The organism is Arthrobacter sp. GCM10027362 (genome assembly GCF_042679445.1).
Lineage (GTDB): Bacteria > Actinomycetota > Actinomycetes > Actinomycetales > Micrococcaceae > Crystallibacter.
Genome location: NZ_JBHTML010000006.1, coordinates 1 through 15,316, shown reverse-complemented (window position 1 = coordinate 15,316; position 15,316 = coordinate 1). Strand labels below are relative to the sequence as shown.

15 protein-coding genes are annotated in these 15,316 nt (G+C 68.5%); 9 read left to right on the top strand and 6 right to left on the bottom strand.

The features are described from left to right. Window positions 1–23: 23 nt before the first annotated feature. The 3 genes from ACFQ36_RS02180 to ACFQ36_RS02170 all read right to left on the bottom strand — a co-directional run bounded on the left by ACFQ36_RS02180 (window position 24) and on the right by ACFQ36_RS02170 (window position 3,349). On the bottom strand, window positions 24–1,121 hold the full coding sequence (locus ACFQ36_RS02180; protein WP_377010149.1) for a PEP/pyruvate-binding domain-containing protein: 1,098 nt from the start codon (window positions 1,119–1,121) through the stop codon (window positions 24–26). An 11-nt stretch (window positions 1,122–1,132) separates the two neighbouring features. Further along, window positions 1,133–2,413, bottom strand: a complete 1,281-nt coding sequence (locus ACFQ36_RS02175; protein ID WP_377010147.1) for a cytochrome P450 — start codon at window positions 2,411–2,413, stop codon at window positions 1,133–1,135. Window positions 2,414–2,518: 105 nt separating this feature from the next. Next, window positions 2,519–3,349 carry an IclR family transcriptional regulator gene (locus ACFQ36_RS02170; protein ID WP_377010144.1) on the bottom strand — a complete coding sequence of 277 codons (831 nt, stop codon included), beginning with the start codon at window positions 3,347–3,349 and terminating at the stop codon, window positions 2,519–2,521. A 93-nt stretch (window positions 3,350–3,442) separates the two neighbouring features. Between ACFQ36_RS02170 and ACFQ36_RS02165 the strand changes: the two genes are divergently transcribed. Continuing rightward, window positions 3,443–4,129, top strand: coding sequence for an HD domain-containing protein (locus ACFQ36_RS02165; protein ID WP_377010141.1), 687 nt, complete (start codon window positions 3,443–3,445; stop codon window positions 4,127–4,129). A gap of 59 nt (window positions 4,130–4,188) precedes the next feature. Here ACFQ36_RS02165 and ACFQ36_RS02160 read toward each other — a convergent pair whose 3' ends face one another. Next, entirely contained in the window at window positions 4,189–5,508 is a 1,320-nt protein-coding gene (locus ACFQ36_RS02160) for an MFS transporter (protein WP_377010139.1), read from the bottom strand. A 158-nt stretch (window positions 5,509–5,666) separates the two neighbouring features. On the opposite strand from ACFQ36_RS02160, the gene ACFQ36_RS02155 reads away from it, so the two are divergent. From ACFQ36_RS02155 to dmpG, 7 genes are all read left to right on the top strand, one after another. After that, the gene (locus tag ACFQ36_RS02155) at window positions 5,667–6,356 is read left to right on the top strand and encodes an IclR family transcriptional regulator (RefSeq protein ID WP_377010136.1); all 690 of its coding nucleotides are present in this window, start codon (window positions 5,667–5,669) and stop codon (window positions 6,354–6,356) included. A 141-nt stretch (window positions 6,357–6,497) separates the two neighbouring features. Continuing rightward, complete coding sequence (locus tag ACFQ36_RS02150; protein WP_377010134.1) at window positions 6,498–8,258, top strand: bifunctional 3-(3-hydroxy-phenyl)propionate/3-hydroxycinnamic acid hydroxylase; 1,761 nt, start codon at window positions 6,498–6,500, stop codon at window positions 8,256–8,258. Between the two features lie 58 nt (window positions 8,259–8,316). After that, window positions 8,317–9,177, top strand: coding sequence for an alpha/beta fold hydrolase (locus ACFQ36_RS02145; protein ID WP_377010132.1), 861 nt, complete (start codon window positions 8,317–8,319; stop codon window positions 9,175–9,177). 87 nt (window positions 9,178–9,264) lie between these two features. Then, the gene (locus ACFQ36_RS02140) at window positions 9,265–10,203 is read left to right on the top strand and encodes a 3-carboxyethylcatechol 2,3-dioxygenase (RefSeq protein ID WP_377010130.1); all 939 of its coding nucleotides are present in this window, start codon (window positions 9,265–9,267) and stop codon (window positions 10,201–10,203) included. Next, complete coding sequence (locus ACFQ36_RS02135) at window positions 10,203–11,021, top strand: 2-keto-4-pentenoate hydratase (protein ID WP_377010128.1); 819 nt, start codon at window positions 10,203–10,205, stop codon at window positions 11,019–11,021. Before ACFQ36_RS02140 ends, ACFQ36_RS02135 begins: the two co-directional genes overlap by 1 nt. 19 nt (window positions 11,022–11,040) lie before the next feature. Then, a complete protein-coding gene (locus ACFQ36_RS02130; protein ID WP_377010126.1) occupies window positions 11,041–11,997 on the top strand; it encodes an acetaldehyde dehydrogenase (acetylating) in 957 nt (318 codons plus the stop codon). Next, a complete protein-coding gene (gene dmpG, locus ACFQ36_RS02125; protein ID WP_377010124.1) occupies window positions 11,994–13,028 on the top strand; it encodes a 4-hydroxy-2-oxovalerate aldolase in 1,035 nt (344 codons plus the stop codon). Before ACFQ36_RS02130 ends, dmpG begins: the two co-directional genes overlap by 4 nt. A 105-nt stretch (window positions 13,029–13,133) precedes the next feature. On the opposite strand, the gene ACFQ36_RS02120 is transcribed toward dmpG, so the two are convergent. Then, window positions 13,134–13,916, bottom strand: a complete 783-nt coding sequence (locus ACFQ36_RS02120; protein WP_377010122.1) for a TIGR03084 family metal-binding protein — start codon at window positions 13,914–13,916, stop codon at window positions 13,134–13,136. 155 nt (window positions 13,917–14,071) lie between these two features. On the opposite strand from ACFQ36_RS02120, the gene ACFQ36_RS02115 reads away from it, so the two are divergent. Then, a complete protein-coding gene (locus ACFQ36_RS02115) occupies window positions 14,072–14,530 on the top strand; it encodes a PaaI family thioesterase (protein WP_377010120.1) in 459 nt (152 codons plus the stop codon). A gap of 83 nt (window positions 14,531–14,613) precedes the next feature. Here ACFQ36_RS02115 and ACFQ36_RS02110 read toward each other — a convergent pair. Next, the coding region (locus tag ACFQ36_RS02110) for an SDR family oxidoreductase (RefSeq protein ID WP_377010118.1) at window positions 14,614–15,316 on the bottom strand (703 nt) is incomplete at its 5' end.

The following is a 15,316-nucleotide window of genomic DNA, read 5'->3' as shown; positions in this document are numbered from 1 at the left end:
GGTGCGTGGCAGGTGGGGCAGGCTCAGTCCTTGCCGACTTGGGACATCAGGGACTTGGTGATGCTTTCGATGCCGAAGCCCTTGGCCGCGGCCTTGGGCTCCTTCGGCTTGGACGAGTGCACGGTTTCCGGCCGGGACTGCAGCAGGACCAGGTTTTCGCCGTCGGGCAGGTCCGCATCCAGCGCCCACTCGATGTCCTGCGGGGCCTTGAAGTGCTTTTCCGCCCGCTTGGCAATCGTGGCTACGGCCACGACCTCCGCGTCCGAGAGGCAGCGGACGTTCCGCCGCTCCTGCGGCACCTCGCGCTCCACCAGGGACCTGGCCTGCGGATCCGGAACCAGTTCGGCGTGCTTGTCCCCCAGCGCCTCCCTGACCACGGTGAGCATGACCTTGTCCACCATGATGTTGTCCGGGGTCACCTGGCCGGACACCACCATTTCGCCCACCCCGTAGGAGGCATCGATGACGATCTTGGAGCGGTCCCCGCTGGTGGGGTCAATGGTGATGGCCACGCCGGCCACCTTGGCGTTGACCATCTTCTGCACGGCCACGGCCATGGACAGGCCCTCGTTGGGAATGTTGTTCTTCAGCCGGTAGGTGATGGCCCGGGACGTGTAGAGCGAGGCCCAGCAGCGGCGGATGTGCTCGGTCACCTCCTCCAGCCCGCACAGCCACAGATAGGTGTCCTGCTGGCCGGCGAAGCTGGCCTCGGGCAGGTCCTCGGCAGTGGCGGAGGAGCGCACGGCCACCGGGACCGGGGCGCTGAAGCGCGACTGCAGTTTGTGCCAGGCAGCGATAACGGCCTGCCGGGCCGCCTCCGGCACCGGCCGGGAGGTAATCTCCTGGCGGATCTGCGCCGACACCTTGTCGACCGCGGCAACGTCATCGGCGTCGAGCCCCTCCAGCAGCCGCTCGATGTTCGACCGGATGCCGGCCTCTTCGATGAAGGCATCATAGGCGGCGGTGGTGACGGCGAAGCCGGGCGGGACGGGCATGCCTGCGGCGGTCAGCGCCACCAGCGAGGCACATTTGCCGCCAAGCAGTTCGTGGCGCGGTTCGGCGCCGCCGTCGAAGAACTGGACATAGGGTCCGAAGGAGGTATCCGTCTTTTCTGCTTCCATGACCGTCATCATCACTGCTCCCAGGTAACAGGCACCGTCGTCGGCGCCCTGAACGAAAGGTTTTCGCCGAAGGTGATTTCTTCCCCTTCGGCCAGCTTGAGGCCGGGGACGGCCTTGATGGTCTCCTCCACCACGATCTTGTCCTGCAGTTTGGCGAGCATGTTGCCCAGGCAGTAGTGGATGCCGAAGCCGAAGGACAGGTGGCTGCGGGCGTTGGGGCGGGAGATGTCGAACGTCTCCGGGTCCTCGAAGACCGCCGTGTCCCGGTTGGCCGAGCCCATCAGCAGCAGGATATTGGCTCCGGCCGGGATGGGGGTGCCGGCGATTTCGGTGTCCTTGAGCGCCTTGCGGCGCCAGCCGACGATCGAGGGGCTGTAGCGCAGGGTTTCTTCGATGGCGGCCGGGATCTTCGAGGGGTCCGCGACCAGCTGCTGCCACTGTTCCGGGTGGCCCAGCAGCACCCGGATGGTGTTGGAGATCAGGGTGGTGGTGGTTTCGTGGCCGGCGAACAGCAGGCTGTAGCAGACCGAGGCGATCTCGTGGTCGGAGATCTCGGCCCCTTCGGCCTGGGCCTGGACCAGGTCCGCCACCAGGCTGTCGCCGCCGTTGGCGTGCGCGTCGGCGACCAGGTGCCGGCATTCGTTCCAGTAGTCCACCAGGTTGTGCGCGTGCGGGATCTGCTCCTCGTCGCTCAGGTCCCCCCAGGTCATCGCCGCGCGCGAGTCCGACCATTTCTTGTAGGTGGGCACCATTTCCGACCCGACCCCGAGCAGGCTCAGGATGGTGATCGTGGGGATGTCGTAAGCGACGTCCTTGAGGAAATCCCCCTTACGGTCCGGGCGGGCCAGCATCTTCTGCAGCAGCGCGGCGGTGTTTTCACGGATGGTCGGTTCCAGCGCCTTGTACCGCCGGGGCGTAAATGCCTTCTGGACAATGCTGCGGATCCGGGTGTGCTCCGGCGGGATGCGGGCCGACAGCCCCGAATAGGCGGTGAAACCGCCGTCGTTCATGATCTTGGTGGCTGCCGCGCCGCGGGGACGGACCGGCGCCTGCGCGTTCTCGCTGCTGAAGGTCTCCCAGTTGTCGAAGACGGCCTTGATGTCCTCGTAGCGCGACACGATGTAGTAGCCGATCCGCTCGTCGAACATCACCGGTTCCTCGGCGCGAAGCGCCGCGTAGGACGGGAACGGGTCGTTCATCTGGAAGGGCTCGTAGCCGTGGTGGGCCACCGGGCACTTGCCGGCGGGGGCGGTATCCGCCGAGGCAGTGGACGGCGTCGTCTGTGCAGTCACTTCGGATGCTCCTTACGTTGCTCAGCCCCGCGGCCGGGACTGGAACCATCTAACGTGTGAGCGGGCTTACACACCAAGCGGTGGCTTCCACTCAGTGGAATCCAGTTACCCTGTCCCGCCGCCATTGGCCCGCGCCGTCTTCAGGCTTTTTGTCCGGACCGCGGACTGCAAAGTGGAGAGCGGAATCCTGGCCGTGGCCGTCTCGATGCGCCTGGCAATTCCACGCATGGCGGGCAGGTACCGCTCCATCCGGTGCGCATTGGCGGTGGCCACCACCAGGCCCAGGCCGGCGCCGATCTCCCCCGTGCCCTGGAACACCGGAACCGCAATGGAGCAGGACCCGAGCCGGACCTCCTCGCCGGTGACGGCATAGCCCTGTTGCCTGACCTGCTCGAGTTCGCGCCGCAGCAGGGCAGGATCCACATGGGTGAAGGCCGTGCGGCGCTCCAGCAGCCCCTGGAGCACGGAGTCGCGGACCCAGTCCTCCTCGTACGCCAGGATCACCTTGCCGACGGCGGTGGCGTGCATGGGCAGCCGGCCGCCCACCCGGGAGGCCTGCGGCACCCGGCGGGTGCCGTAGATGCGGTCGATGTAGAGCACGTCCGCGCCGTCGCGGATGGCAATGTGGACCGTTTCCTGGGTCAGCGAAAACAGGTCCTGCAGGTAGGGGCGGGCAATCTCGCGCAGCTGGCGGCCGGCGTTCTGGCCCAGCTCCCACAGCCGCAGGCCGATCTGGTAGCGGCCGCGCGCGTCCCGCTGCAGCGCACCCCACTCCTCCAGTTCCTTCAGCAGCCGGTGGGCGGTGCTTTGCGCCAGCCCGGTCTTCGCGCTGATGTCGGCCAGCGACTGCGGCACCAGCGTGCCCTCGAAGACCGCCAGGATGCTCAGCACCCGGGCAGTAACGGACTGGCCCGGATTATTGGTACGCCCGGACATCATGCTCCTTCCCGCGCAGCAAAATCCGCCCCGTCTTCCACTGAGCGGGACGCAGCGGTGGACTGTGCACTGCAGCACATTTTAGATGGGAGCATGAGCCTGCCCACAGAGTCCACCAGCACCCGCTACGCCGCCGACGTATCGGCCAGGATCCCGCCGCGGGACGCCGTGCAGGGCATTGTCGAGCTGGCGCCGCGGGACCGGGCAATCTGGGAGCTGGCGGCGCCGCACCTGGACGTGCGCGACAACGACGTGCACTCGCTCTATGCCTATGGGCTCGCCGCCGCCCTGCAGGCGCTGCTGCCCGGATCCCGGGCGGAGATTGTGCTGCCGGCGATCCTGCTGCACGACACCGGCTGGTCCACGGTTCCGGACAAGCTGATCCTGGCGGCCATCGCCCCGGGCGGCGGCCGGCCGGATCTGGTGCGCCGGCACGAAACCGAGGGCGCACGGATCGCCCGGCAAATCCTGGGCAGCCTGGATTTCCCGGAGACGGACATCGAGGAGATCGCCGCGATCATCGACGGGCACGACTCCCGCCCGGAGGCGCTCTCGCCCGACGACGCCATCGTCAAGGATGCGGACAAGCTCTGGCGGCTGACCCCGCACGGGCTGCGGACCGTGCAGGGCTGGTTCGGCCTTGACGCGGACCAGGCGCTGCGATTGTGCTGCGCCCGGGTGCACGACAGCCTGTTCACCGAGCCGGCCCGGGCGATGGCGCGCGGGCTGGCCGCCGTCGCCTCGCTCGACCTGGCGCCGGAGCGGACGGCGCTGGGCTAAGGTGGCGAGGGAAACGGCGGCGGCAGGATATCCTGCCGCCGCCGTTTCGTTAGGGAAGGTCAGTCTTCGGTTGCCTTGCGGTCCTTGGCCAGGAAGAAGGCCAGCGCGCTGATCACACAGAGCAGGCCGAAGAACGCGGCCAGCAGGGTGGTGGAACCGCCGTCCGCCTGCACCAGTGCGTTGGCGATCAGCGGCGCGAAGCCCGCTCCAAGGGTGGTGGCCAGCTGATAGGACAGCGACAGGCCGGTGTAACGGGTCTTGGTGCTGAACATTTCACCGATCCAGGCCCCCATCGGCCCGTACATCAGCGCCTGGACCAGCGGGTTGCCGATGATGAAGCCGAGCAGCATCAGCCACGTGGACCCGCTGTCAATCAGCGCAAACATCGGCCAGATGCCCGCCACACCCAGGACGGCGCCGGCCACCATGACGTTACGACGGCCCAGTTTGTCCGAGAGCATCGCCGCGGCCGGGATAGTGAAGATGTGGACCGCATTGGCAATGGTGAGCATCAGCAGCGCATCGGAGCGGCCATGCCCCACCTGCACGGCGTAGCCCAGGGCGAAAGTGGCCAGCAGCGATTGCATGAACAGCGGGGCCAGACCGCCGACGACGGACAGCGCGACTTCCGTCGGGTAGCGCCGGAGCACCTGGACCAGCGGAATTCCCCGGTGCTCCGGCTCCGAGGACCGGGCCTTCTCGAAGTCCGGGGATTCCTTCACGCGGATCCGCAGGAAGAGCCCGACGGCCAGCAGCACCAGCGACAGCAGGAAGGGCACCCGCCAGCCCCACGCCATGAAGTCTTCCTCCGGCAGCAGCGCGAAGGCACCGAGGACCAGCGTAGCCAGCACCGCACCGGACGGACCGCCGGAAACGGCGATGGAGGCTCCGAGGCCGCGCCGTTCCGGCTTCGAGTGCTCCATCGACATCAGCGTGGCGCCGGCCCATTCGCCGCCCATCGCAATACCCTGGACGATCCGCAGGGTCACCAGCGCGATGGGCGCAGCGATGCCGATCTGCGCGGCCGTGGGCAGCAGGCCCACCAGGATGGAGACCGCACCCATCATGCCCATCGTGACCACGAGCATCTTCTTGCGGCCGAGCCGGTCGCCAAAATGGCCGAACACGATGCCGCCGACCGGCCGGGCCACGTAGCCGGCGGCCAAGGTGACGAAGGACAGGGCCACGGCTACGGCCGGGTCCACGCCGGCGAAGAACAGGGATGGGAAGACCAGGCTTGCGGCAGTCCCGTAGAGCAGGAAATCGTACATTTCCAGCGAGGAACCGATGTAGCTGGAAACCAGGGCGAGGCGGCCGTTCCGGCGGTGCGCGGCCTCGGCGGACCTGGAGGCAGGAGTCTGGACTGCCGATGGAATCATAGGGACGTACTCCAATTCGTGCAACTATCGCCCATAGATGAGCGATAACTGTTAAAGAGTGATCATCGTCACGGACGGCTGTCAAGTGGGACACACTCCGATCCGGGCCCCCTGGTCCGTGAGCCTTGGCTCGAGCGCCTGACAGTAGGCTTGGGAGCATGTCTTCCGAATCCCCCACCCCCTCGCGCACCGCCGGCTCCCAGACGCTGGCCCGCGGGCTCCGGGCCCTCAAAACCATCGCCGGGTCGCGGGACGGGCTGACAATCCAGGAAGTGGCCGACCAGCTGGGCGTGCACCGGACCATTGCCTACCGGATCCTCAATACCCTCGGCGACGAAGGCCTGGTCCGAAAGAACGAGGACGGCCGCTACCGCGGCGCCTCCGGCCTGCTCGGGCTGGCCACCGCCGCCCACTCGGCCATGCGCGCCGCCGCGCTGCCGGTACTCGAAGAGGTGGCCAACGACCTGCAGGCCACGGTGTCGCTGCTGGTCCAGGAGGGACCCGACGCCGTCGCGCTGGCCGTTTCCGAGCCGCGCGGCACCAGCTACCACATCGCCTTCACCGAAGGCAGCCGCCACCCGCTCGGCCAGGGTGCAGCAGGACGCGCACTACTGGCCTGGCACTCGCCGTCGGACCGGGACCCCGAAGAGATCCGCACCGCCCGAGAGCAGGGGTTCGCCACGACCTTCGGCGAAGTCGAACCGGGCGCCTACGGCGTGGCGGCACCCATTGCCGGGACCGACGCCCCCGCCTGCATCAACCTGATCACCAACCGCAAGGAACTCGCCGAGGGCGCGGCCGAGGCCATCGTCGCCGCGGCCGCCCGCATCGCCAGCCGCCTGGCCTGATTCCGCCCAGGCCAAGCCCGCCGGCACCCGCCGGCGCCCCTTGTGGTGCTTGACACATCCCTGCCCTGCATGCTGTGATGTCGATCAAATAAGTGCAACTATCGCTTTTAGATGTGCGATAAATACACAAAGAAGGCAGCCATGAATCTTCACGCAGCAGCCGCTAATGTCCAGGCCGATGCCTCCGCCGACATCGACACCGAGGTCCTGGTGATCGGCGCCGGCCCCGTCGGGCTGATGCTCTCCAACCTGCTGGGAATGTACGGCCGGAACGTCACCCTGGTGGAACAGCTGCCGCAGCTGATCGACTACCCGCGCGGCGTTGGCCTGGACGACGAGTCACTGCGCTCGATCCAGACCGTTGGCCTGTCCGAACAGGTGCTTCCGCACACCACGCCGCAGCACATCATGCGGCTGGTCAACGGCCGCGGCAAGGTCATCATGACCAACGAGCCCAAGGCGGACGACTTCGGCTGGCCGCGCAAGAACGGCTTCGTGCAGCCGCTGGTGGACCAGGCACTGTGCGACGGCTTGGCGCGTTTTGCCAGCGTTGGCGTCCGCTTCAGCCACAAAGTCGTCGACGTCGCCGAAACCGCAGAACACGTTGTCGCCACGGTGGAGTACGACGACGGCGGCACCACCGCGGTCAAGCGGATCCGTGCCCGCTACCTGGTCGGGTGCGAGGGCGGCAAGTCCGGCACCCGCAAGCGGCTCGGCGTCAGCTTCGAGGGCAAGTCGCCCTCCACCCGCTGGCTCGTGGTGGACGTGAACAACGACCCGCTGGGCACTCCGAACGTTTTCCTCGGTGCCGACCCGAAGCGCCCCTACGTGTCCATCGGCCTGGCCCACGCGGTGAGGCGCTGGGAATTCATGCTCTTCGATGAGGAGACCGACGAGCAGGTGACCGACAAGAAGTTCATCCACCGGCTGCTCCGCGACCACGTCCCGGATCCGGGAAGCCTGAATGTCATTCGCGAGCGCGTCTTCACCCACCACGGCCGGATCGCCGGGTCCTTCCGCAAGGGCCGGCAGATCATCGCCGGCGACGCGGCCCACCTGATGCCGGTCTGGATGGGGCAGGGCTGGAACTCCGGCGTGCGCGATGCGACGAACCTGGCCTGGAAGCTGGCCACGGTGCTGCGCGGCCAGGCCTCCGACGCCCTGCTGGATACCTACGACGTGGAGCGGCGCGATCACGCCAAGGCCATGATCGACCTCTCGCTCACACTCGGGGCCGTCATCAAGCCGACCAACCCCGTGGTGGTCGGGGCCCGCGACGGCATCGCCGCAGCCCTGAACCTGTTCCCGCAGGTGAAGTCCTACTTCTCCGACATGCGCTTCAAGCCGATGCCCCGCTACACCGAAGGCGTGGTGGTCGATCCGACCCACGCCACGCCGGGCAAGGCCGCGGCCAGGCTGGCCGGCAGGCTCGTCCCGGTGCTGACCGCCAACAACCGCACCTCACCGGTGGGCGTGCAGTTCATCCAGCCGCGGGTGAACACCAGGGACGCCGAGAATGTCCGCCTTGACGATGTGGTGGGCAAGTGGTGGACCGTGCTGGCCTGGGGCAACAATCCCAGGGGCATGTTCACTGAGGAACAGCTGGCCAAACTTGAGGCACTCGGGGCGACCTTCACCGCCGTCGTCCCCGAAACGCAGCGCGGCTGGGCCGAGGCTGCATATCCGGCCGATGTCCTGGTGGCCGGCGACGTGACGGGACGGCTGAAGAAGTGGTTCGATGACCGGCCCACCCCGGTGCTGTTCCTCCGGCCGGACCGCTTCGTGGCCGGCGCCTGCCTGGCCCAGGACGCCGGACGCACCCTCGAGGCAATCCTGGCCTCAATGTCCTTCATCCCTGCGCCCGCCGCGCAGGATGCTCGCATCACCGTACCCGCCGCTTAGGCCTGGGACAGGCCCACGCCAGCCCTACCGCCCGCCCTTCGATCCAGGAGCACGCATAATGACCATCCAGATTCCCGATTACAAGACTGATTCCTTCTTCGGCCTCGAGGACAAGTGGCTCGAGACCGCTCCCGGCGAGCTGACGCACTACCACGAGCTCGGCGAGGGTACCCCCATCCTGTTCCTGCACGGCTCGGGCACCGGAGTCACGGCGGCGGCCAACTGGTGGCTGAACCTGCCCGAACTCTCGGCGGGGGGCCGGTGCATTGCGATCGACTCCATCGGCTACGGCCAGACCGTCGTGGCACCGGGCACCGGATACGGGATCCGCGAATGGGTCCGCCACGCCGTGCGCGTGCTGGACGCCCTGGGCATCGAGAAGACCTGGATCGTGGGCAACTCGCTCGGCGGCTGGCTGGCCTTCCAGTTCGCCATCGACTTCCCCGAGCGCCTGCTGGGCATCGTCTCCATGGGCACCGGCGGCGCCCAGCTCACCGGCGCGCTCAAGGGCCACTCCAACCCGGTGCTGACCGAGGAAGGCATCCGGAAGACCCTGGAGATGTTCGTCGTCGACAAGTCCCTGGTCACCGACGAGCTGGTCTCGCTGCGCTATGCCTCCGCGCTCAACGACACCGCCTCCGACCGGCTGGCCGAGGTGGTCGCGGCCCGCGACCGCGACCGCTACGCGCTGCCGCTGGACTTCGACGCCCTGGCGAAGCTGGACATTCCGGTGCTGCTGATCCACGGCACCCAGGACCAGGTCATCCCGGTCTCCCGGACCTGGGAGCTGCTGAACGTCATCCCCAACGCCGACGCGCACATCTTCAGCCAGTGCGGCCACTGGTCCCAGGTCGAGCGCGCCGATGAGTTCAACACCGTCATCAAGCAGTTCCTGGCCGCCCGCGGCGTCGCCCGCTGACCCCGTTCGCAGCCTCCCCCGCACGCTTCGCGCACGGGGACCCCTGGCTGCTCTCTTAGCCCCTATGCCAACCAAAGGAGCACAGCCATGAACCAGGCTTTGGTCTGCATGTCGCACAGCCCGCTGCTGGAGCACACCAACCCGCCGGCCGAGGTCAAGGCCGCCGTCGAGGCGTCCTTCGACCAGGTCCGCCAGTTCGCCCGGGACTTCAACCCGGACCTGGTGGTCAACTTCGGCCCGGACCATTACAACGGCTTCTTCTACGACCTGATGCCGCCGTTCTGCATCGGCTACGAGGCCTTGGGCACCGGAGACTACAACTCCTGGGACGGCCCGATCAACGTCCCCACCCAGATCGCCGAGGATCTGGCCCGCTTCGTCATCGACCGGGACATCGACACCGCGATCTCGCGCCGGATGGAGGTTGACCACGGCGCGGTGCAGCCGATGGAAACCATCTTCGGCGACCTGTCCACCCAGCCGGTCATCCCGATCTTCGTCAATTCCGTGGCCCCGCCCTTCTCCAGGATGCGGCGCATCCGCAAGTTCGGACAGGCCGTGGGCGAGTACTTCAGGAACTCGGACAAGAAGGTGCTGTTCATCGGCTCCGGCGGCCTGTCCCACGACCCGCCGGTGCCGCAGATCGCCACCGCCACCCCCGAGCAGCGCGCCTTCCTGACCAACGGCCGCCGTCCCACCCCCGAGGCGCGTGCGGCCCGCGAGGCCCGCACCATCGCCACCGCCGAGGCGTTCGCCCGCGGCGAGGCGGACATCATGGAGTTGAACCCCGACTGGGACCGGGCCTTCCTTGAGGTCTGCAAGTCCGGCAGGGTCGAGGACTTCGATGCCTACCAGGCCGATGAGATGAACCGGGTGGCCGGGCACTCCTCGCACGAGGTGCGCACCTGGGTCGCCGCCTACTCGGCCCTGCGCGCCTGCGGCGAGTACGAGGTGACCTACGAGTTCTACAAGCCCATCAAGGAATACATCGCCGGCTTCGGCGTGACGACGGCGGTGATCAAGTAATGACCATCCAGGAACAGAGCGGGCAGGCCGTGGCCGGGCGCGAAGCGGTACTGGCCGGATTCGCCGACGAGCTGCTGGCGGCGTCCCGGACGCTGGTGCCGGTGGCGCCGCTGCGCGGCCGGCTGGAGGGCATGAGCGTCCAGGATGCCTACGAGGTCCAGGACGCACAGCTGCGGCACCACCTGACGCAGGGGCGGGTGCTGGCCGGGCGCAAGGTCGGGCTGACCTCGCCGGCGATGCAGGCCCAGCTGGGCGTGGATTCACCGGACTTCGGGTTCTTCTTTACGGACATGGTCCACCGCGATCACGCCCGGATCCCGGCGTCCGGGTTCATCGCCCCGAAGGTCGAGCCAGAGTTCGGCTTCGTGCTCAAGGAAGACCTGGCCGGGCCCGGGGTGACCGTCGAACAGGCCGCCGCGGCGATCGGGGAAATCTACCCGGCGATCGAGATCATCGACTCGCGCATCGCCGACTGGGACATCAGGCTGGTGGACACGGTGGCCGACAATGCCTCCTGCGGGGCGATCGCCGTCGGACACACCCCGCTGAATGTCGCCGTCGCCGACCTGGCCTCGGTGGCCTGCACGCTGCGGATCGACGGCGAGGTGCGCGAGTCCGGCACCGGGGCGGCAGTGATGGGCGATCCGGTAGCCCCGCTGGCCTGGCTGGCCAACGTCCTGGGCGAACAGGGCGTTGCCCTGCAGGCCGGGCAGCTGGTCCTGCCCGGCTCCTTCACCAAGGCCCTGCCCGTGGTGGCCGGGGAATCCGCCACCGCCGACTTCGGGGACCTGGGGTCCCTGACCATCCACTTCAGCTAATAAACGTAAGGACTTTTCCATGACAGCCCAGAAGATGACGGCCGCGATCGTCGGGTCCGGCAATATCGGCACCGACCTGATGTTCAAGCTCATGCGCCGGTCCGAGCACATCGAACCCAGGTACATGATCGGCGTCGACCCGGCCTCCGACGGGCTCGCCCGCGCCGCCCGGCTCGGCCTGACCTCCTCCCACGAAGGCGTCGGCTGGCTGCTGGCGCAGGACGAGTTGCCCGACTTCGTGTTCGAGGCCACCAGCGCGAAGGCCCACGCCGCCAACGCGCCCCGCTATGCCGAGGCCGGGATCACCGCCATCGACCTGACCCCGGCCGCCGTCGGCCCGTACGTCTGCCCGGTGGTGAACCTGGACGCCGTCCCGGAAGCACAGAACGTGAACATGATCACCTGCGGCGGGCAGGCCACCACCCCGATCGTCGCCGCGGTCTCCTCCGTGGTGCCGGTGCCCTACGCCGAGATCGTCGCCTCGATCGCTTCCAAGTCCGCCGGCCCGGGCACCCGCGCCAACGTCGACGAATTCACCGAAACCACCGCCAAGGCCCTCGAGGTGGTCGGCGGCGCGGCCCGGGGCAAGGCGATCATCATCATCAACCCGGTCGAACCTCCCATGATCATGCGCAACACCGTCTACTGCGCGATCCCAGCCGAGGCCGCCGAACCCGGCCGCCTCCAGGATGCCATCCGGGAAGCCATCGCCCGCACGGTCGAGCAGGTGAAGGCCTACGTGCCCGGCTACTCGCTGCGCGTGGACCCGCAGTTCGACCCCGCCCGCGCGGACTGGAACAACCAGGGCCGCGTCGGCGTCTGGATCCAGGTCAAGGGAGCGGCCGACTACCTGCCCGAGTACGCGGGCAACCTGGACATCATCACCGCCGCCGCCACCCGCACCGCCGACCTGCTCGCCGAGCGCAAGGCCGCCGGCACCAGCACAGCCGCCACCACCGCAGGAGCCCACGCATGAACACCACCGACAGCACCAACCCGCAGTACCGGGTCCGCCTGACCGACACCACCCTGCGCGACGGCTCGCACGCGATGAGCCACCGGTTCACCGCCGGGCACGTGCGCTCCACCGTCCGGGCCCTGGACGACGCCGGCGTGCAGGTCATCGAGGTCACCCACGGCGACGGCCTGGGCGGCTCCTCCTTCAACTACGGCTTCTCCCTCACCCCGGAGCTGGACCTGGTGGCCGCCGCCGTCGACGAGGCCAGGAACGCGAAGATCGCCGTGCTCATGCTCCCGGGCCTGGGCACCATCGCCGACCTGAACCAGGCGCACGAGGCCGGCGCCTCCGTGGCCCGCATCGCCACCCACTGCACCGAGGCCGACGTGTCCATCCAGCACTTCGGCCACGCCCGGGACCTGGGCATGGAAACCGTGGGCTTTTTGATGCTCTCCCACCGCGCCACCCCCGAGGAGCTGGCCAGGCAGGGACGGATCATGGCCGACGCCGGCTGCCAGTGCGTGTACGTGGTGGACTCGGCCGGCGCGCTGATCCTCGAGGACGTCTCCGACCGCGTCGCCGCCCTGGTCGCCGAACTCGGGACCGACGCGCAGGTCGGCTTCCACGGCCACCAGAACATGAGCTTCGGCGTGGCCAACTCGGTCTTCGCCGTCCGCGCCGGGGCCAGGCAGATCGACGGGACCCTGGTGGCCCTGGGCGCCGGGGCCGGCAACTCCCCCACCGAGGTGCTCGCCGCCGCGTTCGACCGGCTGAACATCCGCACCGGAGTCGACGTGCAGGCCCTCATGGCCGCCGCCGAGGATGTGGTCAAGCCCTACATCACCCGCATGCCGGTCATGGACCGGGCCTCCATCATGCAGGGCTGGGCCGGGGTCTACTCCTCCTTCCTCATCCACGCCGAACGCGCCGCCGACCGCTACGGCGTCCCGGCCTGGCAGATCCTCGAAGAGGTCGGCAAGGCCGGCTACGTCGGCGGCCAGGAAGACATGATCGTCGACGTCGCCGTCCAACTGGCCAACGCCAAGTAGGAACCGTTTCGAGGCGGCCGGCTTCCGCAGGGAAGCCGGCCCCCCCCCCCGCCTCATGTCTTAAAGTCCGTGCGAGCGCCGCCGGGGCGGAAGCGCTGCAGCGGTTCAGCTTCGCGGCTGCCGCCCGGCGCCGGGGTCGCCCGCGTAGGCCTGGGCGATATCCAGCCACTGGTCCGCGTCCGCCCCCAATGCGCTGACCTGGCAGTCGGCGCGGTGGCGGCGGCGCGTGGCCAGCAGCGCGAAGTCCAGCGCCTCCCCGGCCACGCGCTGCGCCGCGTCCTCCGGGCCCCAAACCCACGACTCGCCGTCGTACCCCAGCTCTATCCGGAACGGTTCGGCGGGAGGTGTGAGCCCCCGGCTGCGGAAGGCGAAGTCGCGGGCCGCAACGGCCAGATGCGCCACGTGCCGAAGCCGCGGCGAAGCGGCGGGTGCAATCCCCAAGGCGTCCCGGATGTCCTGTCCGTGGGCGAACGTCTCCATGATGCGCGCACTGGCGGCCATGGCGGCACCCATTGGAGGGCCGATCCACGGGATCCGCCGGGACGGGGGAAGCCCGGCGAGCGCCGCGGCGACAGCCCGCCGGCCGGCCGCCCAGCGGGCCGACAGTTCGGACACGGAGGCGGCCCCGCGCTCCAGTGCCGCTTTGTCCACGGTGGCCGGAGCCGCCGCCACCTCGGCAGCCAGGCGGGAGAAGCGTTCCGGTTCCCGCAGTGCGGCCAGCAGTGCTTCGTCCGTCCACATCAGGTGTGCGACCTGGTGGCGCACGGTCCAGCCCGGGGCCGGGGTGGGGCGGTCCCAGTCCCTTGGCCCGATCCCCTTGAGCACAACCTCCAGCTGGGTGCCCTCCTGCTCCAGGTCGCGGAGCAGATCCTGCAGGTCAATGGCCATCGGGTCCCGATCTTCCGTTGTTCGTTTTTGAGGATCCTACCGGCCACCGGACTTTGGAAGTCTGTCGGTGACGACTCACAGAGTTCCAGACTAGCGTGGAACCTACGTACGGGCCGGGATCTGCCGGCTGCAGCGGGAAGGGAACCGGGAGTTTCATGAGCATCTGGATTGGCGACGTCAACGTCCAGGAGATGAACGAGAAGAACAAGGCCTGCCTGAACGAGAACCTCGGCATCGAGATTACCGAGGTCACCCCGGGCTCGCTCAAGGGCCGGATGCCGGTAGACAAGCGCACCATCCAGCCCGCGGGGGTCCTGCACGGCGGTGCCTCCGTGGCCTTTGCCGAAACGCTGGCCTCCTGGGCCGGCTACCTGGCCATCGACCGGACGAAGTGCCATGCGGTCGGCCAGGAAATCAATGCCAACCACATCCGCCCGGCCTTCGTCGGCACATGGATCTATGGGGAGGCCACCCCGGCGAGCATCGGCAGGCGTTCCCATGTGTGGGAAGTGCGGATCACCAACGACGAAGGCAAACTGGTGTGCATTTCACGCTGCACGCTGGCCATCATCGACGTTCCCGGCCAGTACACGACCGCCGACCAGCGCGGCTGACCCCGGCAGCGACGCCCCGCACGCAGCGGTGGCCCTTCCGATATGGAAGGCCCACCGCTGCTGTGCATCCGGCAGGGGCCGGATCAGTGGGCCGTCCAGCCGCCGTCCATGGTGTAGCTGGCGCCGGTGACCATCGCGGCGTCGTCGGACGCCAGCCAGGCGACCAGCGAGGCAACCTCTTCCGGCTCCACCAGGCGCTTGATCGCGCTGTTGGTCAGCATGATCCTGCCGAGCACCTCGGCTTCGGGAATGCCGTGGAGGGCGGCCTGGTCCGCGACCTGCTTCTCCACCAGCGGCGTGCGCACGTAGCCCGGGTTGACGCAGTTGCTGGTCACCCCGTGCTCACCGCCCTCCAGAGCGGTGACCTTGGACAGTCCTTCGAGCCCGTGCTTGGCGGACACGTAGGCGCTCTTGAAGGCGGACGCGCGGAGTCCGTGAACCGAGGAGACGTTGATGATACGGCCGAAATTGTTCGCATACATCTGCGGCAGGACCGCGCGGATCAGCAGGAACGGCACCTCGAGCATCAGTGTGAGGATGCGGCGGAAGTCCTGCGGGTCGAAGTCCTCGAGGGGGCTCACGCGCTGGAACCCGGCGTTGTTCACCAGGATGTCCACGCCGTCCAGTGCCGCGGCGAGCCGGCCCCCGGACAGTTGGGCAGGATCCAGCAGGTCCACCTCCCAGCTGGAGCCGTGCACCTCCTCCGCCACCGCGGCGGCGGCCGCCCCGTCCAGGTCGGCGACGACGACGTCGGCGCCCCGCGCCGCCAGCGCATGGGCCACCGCG

Bases quoted from the DNA above. Each gene is read 5' to 3' on its own strand.
- ACFQ36_RS02120 (WP_377010122.1), bottom strand. From the start codon at position 13,916: ATGGCCATTGACCTGCAGGATCTGCTCCGCGACCTGGAGCAGGAGGGC.
- ACFQ36_RS02135 (WP_377010128.1), top strand. From the start codon at position 10,203: ATGACCATCCAGGAACAGAGCGGGCAGGCCGTGGCCGGGCGCGAAGCG.
- ACFQ36_RS02165 (WP_377010141.1), top strand. From the start codon at position 3,443: ATGAGCCTGCCCACAGAGTCCACCAGCACCCGCTACGCCGCCGACGTA.
- ACFQ36_RS02150 (WP_377010134.1), top strand. From the start codon at position 6,498: ATGAATCTTCACGCAGCAGCCGCTAATGTCCAGGCCGATGCCTCCGCC.
- ACFQ36_RS02140 (WP_377010130.1), top strand. From the start codon at position 9,265: ATGAACCAGGCTTTGGTCTGCATGTCGCACAGCCCGCTGCTGGAGCAC.
- ACFQ36_RS02130 (WP_377010126.1), top strand. From the start codon at position 11,041: ATGACAGCCCAGAAGATGACGGCCGCGATCGTCGGGTCCGGCAATATC.
- ACFQ36_RS02160 (WP_377010139.1), bottom strand. From the start codon at position 5,508: ATGATTCCATCGGCAGTCCAGACTCCTGCCTCCAGGTCCGCCGAGGCC.
- ACFQ36_RS02145 (WP_377010132.1), top strand. From the start codon at position 8,317: ATGACCATCCAGATTCCCGATTACAAGACTGATTCCTTCTTCGGCCTC.
- dmpG (WP_377010124.1), top strand. From the start codon at position 11,994: ATGAACACCACCGACAGCACCAACCCGCAGTACCGGGTCCGCCTGACC.
- ACFQ36_RS02155 (WP_377010136.1), top strand. From the start codon at position 5,667: ATGTCTTCCGAATCCCCCACCCCCTCGCGCACCGCCGGCTCCCAGACG.
- ACFQ36_RS02170 (WP_377010144.1), bottom strand. From the start codon at position 3,349: ATGTCCGGGCGTACCAATAATCCGGGCCAGTCCGTTACTGCCCGGGTG.
- ACFQ36_RS02180 (WP_377010149.1), bottom strand. From the start codon at position 1,121: ATGGAAGCAGAAAAGACGGATACCTCCTTCGGACCCTATGTCCAGTTC.
- ACFQ36_RS02115 (WP_377010120.1), top strand. From the start codon at position 14,072: ATGAGCATCTGGATTGGCGACGTCAACGTCCAGGAGATGAACGAGAAG.